The sequence below is a fragment of the Pseudomonas sp. CCNWLW23 genome, assembly GCF_037095675.1.
Lineage (GTDB): Bacteria > Pseudomonadota > Gammaproteobacteria > Pseudomonadales > Pseudomonadaceae > Aquipseudomonas > Aquipseudomonas atacamensis.
Genome location: NZ_JBAWKM010000030.1, coordinates 43,151 through 47,868 on the forward strand (window position 1 = coordinate 43,151; position 4,718 = coordinate 47,868).

5 protein-coding genes are annotated in these 4,718 nt (G+C 48.7%); 1 reads left to right on the forward strand and 4 read right to left on the reverse strand.

The features are described from left to right. Positions 1 to 239 precede the first annotated feature (239 nt). Positions 240 to 971, forward strand: a complete 732-nt coding sequence (locus V8J63_RS26000) for a tellurite resistance TerB family protein (protein ID WP_130888421.1) — start codon at positions 240 to 242, stop codon at positions 969 to 971. A 977-nt stretch (positions 972 to 1,948) separates the two neighbouring features. On the opposite strand, the gene V8J63_RS26005 is transcribed toward V8J63_RS26000, so the two are convergent. The 4 genes from V8J63_RS26005 to V8J63_RS26020 all read right to left on the reverse strand — a co-directional run. Next, the gene (locus tag V8J63_RS26005) at positions 1,949 to 2,254 is read right to left on the reverse strand and encodes a hypothetical protein (RefSeq protein WP_125927647.1); all 306 of its coding nucleotides are present in this window, start codon (positions 2,252 to 2,254) and stop codon (positions 1,949 to 1,951) included. Positions 2,255 to 2,394: 140 nt separating this feature from the next. After that, positions 2,395 to 3,618: a hypothetical protein gene (locus V8J63_RS26010; RefSeq protein ID WP_232245492.1), complete on the reverse strand. Its 1,224-nt coding sequence runs from the start codon at positions 3,616 to 3,618 to the stop codon at positions 2,395 to 2,397. Between the two features lie 373 nt (positions 3,619 to 3,991). Further along, the gene (locus tag V8J63_RS26015; protein WP_122700361.1) at positions 3,992 to 4,408 is read right to left on the reverse strand and encodes a hypothetical protein; all 417 of its coding nucleotides are present in this window, start codon (positions 4,406 to 4,408) and stop codon (positions 3,992 to 3,994) included. Further along, positions 4,405 to 4,718 (reverse strand): hypothetical protein (locus V8J63_RS26020; RefSeq protein ID WP_336464849.1); only part of this gene is annotated, 314 nt, incomplete at its 5' end. The genes V8J63_RS26015 and V8J63_RS26020, both read right to left, overlap by 4 nt.

Below are 4,718 nucleotides of genomic sequence, written 5' to 3' on the forward strand. Positions count from 1 at the left end.
AAAGCGACCGGATCGCCATGCGCTATCTGGTGGATGCGATGCGGAGTGTTTCGCGGTTTTAAAGAGGAGGGGAGAAGGGGGCAGGTCGAAAGGCCCGCCCCTTTTCATTGGGTAACGCTCGGAACGAGCCCTTTTGAGTGGCGAGCAACATCTCGAAGCACACTCGCGGGGCGGGTCCGGGCACTTTCGAACTAGGCTGAGGGCCTTAGATCCGGATAACCCTTGTTTGGAGACGGAACATGAACACCCGTGGATTGCTCGATCAACTGCTCAAGTCCGGGCAGGAAATGCTGCAGAACAAGGACGGCGGCGCTTCCAGCAAATCGGCTGCCAGCGGACTTGGCGGCTTGCTCGGTGGCTCGTCTGGCTCCAGCGGCCTCGGCGGTCTGCTCTCCGGCGCGGGTGGCGGCGCATTGGCCGCAGGCGCGATGGGCCTGCTGCTCGGCAATAAAAAGGTCCGCAAGGTCGGCGGCAAAGTCGCCCTCTACGGCGGCCTCGCCGCGCTGGGCGTACTGGCTTACAAGGCCTACGGCAACTACAACGCCCAAAAAGGCAGCGCACCACAACGCGAACCGCAAACCCTCGACCGCCTGCCACCCGCGCAAGTCGAGGAGCACAGCCAGGCCATCCTCAAAGCCCTGGTCGCCGCCGCCAAAGCCGACGGCCACATCGACGAGCGCGAGCGCGAACTGATCGAGGGCGAATTCACAAAGCTCGACAACGATCAGGAACTGCAACACTGGCTCCACGCCGAACTCAACAAACCCCTCGACCCCACCGACGTCGCCCGCGCGGCGAGCACGCCGGAAATGGCGGCGGAGATGTACATCGCCAGTGTGATGCTGGTGGATGAGGAGAATTTTATGGAGAAGAGCTATCTGGATGAACTGGCACGGCAGTTGAAATTGGAGCCGGGGTTGAAGGTGGAGTTGGAGAGGCAGGTGCGGTTGGCCGGGGCGGATAGCGTGTAATCGTAGTGGCGATCGCCGGGCATCAGCAGGCGGTTGCCCTTTTACGTTAGCTAGACTTTCTGCGTTTCAGTAGTTTCCGTAACGGCGTTGAATCGACCTTTGTCCCGATGGCGGACATTGCTCTTGCGGCTGGCTCTGCATATTTTTGGTACTAGCCGCGTAATAGAGCTGGCAAATAGATCACTAGCAATCGGTGATTAGCGCACTGACTTCGTCGCCAGATCGGTGTTATTCAACAGTCGACCGTTGAGGTATGAGTCGGCGGGCCTGCCGTCGAGCAAGTTTCCTTCTGCTAGAAGTATTTGAATGGATATGTGTCTCCCGTGATTATTATTGAATCTTTTTCTGTATATACGTTGTTGATGTTGTTGATAACCAGCTGTAGGTTGGTTGGGTTTTGAAAAAGATGATAGAAGAGTTCGAAGTAAAGATAATCTTCGATCAAACTTGCTGCTAGGTTTGAATGGATGTTCAGAAGTTCATTGAAAGTCGGGTAATCAACTGTCGCAAGCTCGGGGATGTCCGCATAGCCTTGCACGGTATCGTCAATCCTGCATTCCGAAATAAACGTATCTGCAATAATTTCGAACTTTCTTGGAAAGTCTCCGGGTTTGATTTGCAGTATGTAGGGCTGAGTCTTGATCGTGACCGCCTCTCCGAATCCCAAGCTTCTATAAGATACGGTACTTGGATTGACTGCGTTGCCCGAGCACTTAAATATCATGGTTTTGCTTTCGCTGTTATAGGTTTGGTTGTCGAGATTTTTTTACCGAAAGAAAACTCCCTTGTACTACAGGTCTGAGGCTTTTCCCAAATTAATTGCATCGGCATCGGCATCGGCATCGGCTGCGCTGCTTTAGCGTAGTGGGTTGCTCTAACAAATTTTGTCATCGATTGGCAGCGCCGCTACACCCTATGGCTTAGCCAATGTCAGGTCCACTGCTTTCCCCATATACTCCTAATATGTAAAGCCTGCATCAGATTTGTTTAACTTTATGCAGCGTGTGATCTAAGATTTTGTCAAGGTCGCTCCAGGTTTTGGCGGTGTCGGTGTATATCGGAGATTCCCAATCTCGATCTGCAATTAATGAAATTCTAAAGGCACCATTTTTGTCAAATTCAGGATACCATCCGATGTCTAATATTTGTTCGTTTGGGAATGCTGCCTGTAAGAGATCCTCTTTCAGGTTCTCTGAGATGAGTGCTATGTCGTAATCGATTAGGTTGGATAGTTCGTCGAAAATTACTTTTCCGCCGAGACGTATTATTTTTTCAAATTTCATGTTTTTTTGCTTTTAATTGCGAGTAAGAAAAGGGGACAGATTTATATTCAGTTTGAAGAAAGAAAACTGTCCTCTTTTACTCAGTCCCTTTTGCTCAGAAGACAAAGCGACCACATGATCGCTCTGTCTTCAGAGATGAATTAGACCTCCTGCCGCCAAGCGGAAAACGTGATCACTGTGCCGGCTTCTTTTCTATTGGTGATTTCTACTTTATAGGTACCACCATTGATGCGGCCTTCAACGAGCGCTTTGCGCTCGTTGCCGCTGACTTCGGCGTCCTTTGCATGTTGCTGATAGAAGTCGATAACATCCGCGTATTCGGTAAAAGTCCTGAGAATGACCTCATATTCATGCTGAGGGCGTCCGGCTATTTTGTCCCAGTCACCGTCAATTGACGTGCCCTCCATACCCGGTGTCGTAAAGACACCGTGAGCGCCGGCGCCAATCAAGTGAGCTCGCTGCGGAAGCAACGGCAGCATCGCTTTTGGAAAATCGGACGGTAATTGAGCCGCAGTCCAAGCTCCCTGTTTCGGCTGAGTCACGATGTACTCAACGTGGGCAATCTTCTGCGCAGCGGCTCGGCGTTCTGGATCGTCACTCTCCGCCCACAGCGCCATCATAGGAGGCAGTTGCTTACTCCAAGTGATCAAAGCGTCGGCGTCACCCTCACTAGCGCCTTCTGGCTGGAAAATGGTCAGCACGGTTTCCGGAGCATCGTTACAAGTCAATGGCTCGTCACGAGACTTGACGGAGCAATGGCCATTGACCAGTCCTACGGCGAGCAACTGCCCCTTGTCGTCCAGCAGCAATGCGCCGCGCTCGAATCCGTTGTTACCGTCGTCCATGGCGGTGATCATTTTTCTGCCGGGAGGCACTCCATCAACAAACGTCGCCATTTCCGAATCGAGCGCTTCAAGAACCTGCTGCACGATCATCGTATTGTCATTGGTGTAGCTTCCGGTTTGGTAGCCAAGAAAATCAACGAGTGCAGAGCGAACCGCCGGGTCTTGGTTGAGCTTGTGAGCCCGTTCTGGACTGGCTTCGTTTGTAAGCAACAAGACAGTTGTGCCGTCGGGATGTTGTTCGGATCGTAGTGACAGCGCGCTTGCGCTTAGGGAGAAGGTAAAGGCTAGAAGCAAGGAGAGAGTGCGGCTCAAGTGTTTCAAGATAACAGTCCTTTGATTATTTAATCCGTGAGAGTGGTCGCAGAGATTTGATCTGGTGATTATGCGTTGAGCATAAGTTTTCTGTTTTTCATTATTCTTGAATGGAGAGTTTAAGTTGACAGTCGCCTTGAAGGTTTCAGTGACGTGTTTTTCACGCATATCAGGCGGCCCAGCAGATTTCTTCGTACAGCTAATCATTCAAGGCTTCCAGAATTCAATTCCCTCCACATGACGCTCTATGTCATTCATGTGAATCCTCACCAGGAATTGGGGCAAATTTTTTGCTGATGATTTTTTGATCTTGGATTGGTCGCTGAGTGACGTATCATCGTTAATGAGCTCGGTTGAAGTTTTTGATATTCTTTAACCGGTTTGTCGCTATAGTAACTTCCCATTTTTTATAGAGAAATCAAGGTAAATTCAATGTTTGCGAGTGCTTTCAGAGTATCTTCGATGATGAGTGTGAATATCCTGTTTTTATATTTGTTTTCTCTGATTGAATGGCGCAAATGGGGGCGGATTTATTTCAATAGAAAATCGATTTTCCCTATTTTTCTGCTATGTGTCATGTTTAAGTGGTCGCACTAAAATTGATTTCGCCCTCGCTGCTTATGCAACCTATCAAACTAAACTGCTCGGAGAAAAAATAGGTGTGTTGCGGTATTTCAGAAAATGTCATTATTATTTTTTTAAGATCGGCGGTGTGGAATCTATAAGCATTCTCTGTGAGCGAGTCGCCGATAAAGGTAATCTCAGTTATTTTGAGATCTTTTGCTTTTTCTGAAATTTCTTCAATGGCTTTGTTTATAGTGTTTTTTGAATGCGATGTGCTGTTGGGAAGTGAGCTCCAAGCGATTTTTGATCCAATAAACGGAAAATTTCTATTGATATGTGAGACGGCGTTGTCATGTGCATCATTGTCAAGTTTCATGTAGTTAATGCTGGATTCTAACAATTCTTTCTCAAGTTCTTCGTCGAAGTAGCTCATTTTTTAAATGCCTTTAGTAATTTTAATACGGTTTTTTCGCTTGCATTGAAAAGGTAATGTGGTGCTGGCTTTTTTCCTGACCAAACGTTTATATGTGCGCCGCTTCTTTCATCATATTCGATTCGATAGCCAGTCTTGCCGTCAGCGGTTTGCATGCCTACAACCTTCCCGGCATTCGTACCAAACTTCCCAATGGTTGGCTTTTCTGCTTTGAATCCATTGCTTTCAAGCCATTCAAGTGCCTTATTGCGAGCTTGCTCGAAATGCTCAAAATTAAGTGTCTCGCCAACCTCGGGCGGGGTCGTTTTTT

Excerpts from the sequence above, each read along its gene's own strand:
- V8J63_RS26015 (WP_122700361.1), bottom strand. The coding sequence starts at position 4,408 with ATGAGCTACTTCGACGAAGAACTTGAGAAAGAATTGTTAGAATCCAGC.
- V8J63_RS26010 (WP_232245492.1), bottom strand. The coding sequence starts at position 3,618 with ATGATTAGCTGTACGAAGAAATCTGCTGGGCCGCCTGATATGCGTGAA.
- V8J63_RS26000 (WP_130888421.1), top strand. The coding sequence starts at position 240 with ATGAACACCCGTGGATTGCTCGATCAACTGCTCAAGTCCGGGCAGGAA.
- V8J63_RS26005 (WP_125927647.1), bottom strand. The coding sequence starts at position 2,254 with ATGAAATTTGAAAAAATAATACGTCTCGGCGGAAAAGTAATTTTCGAC.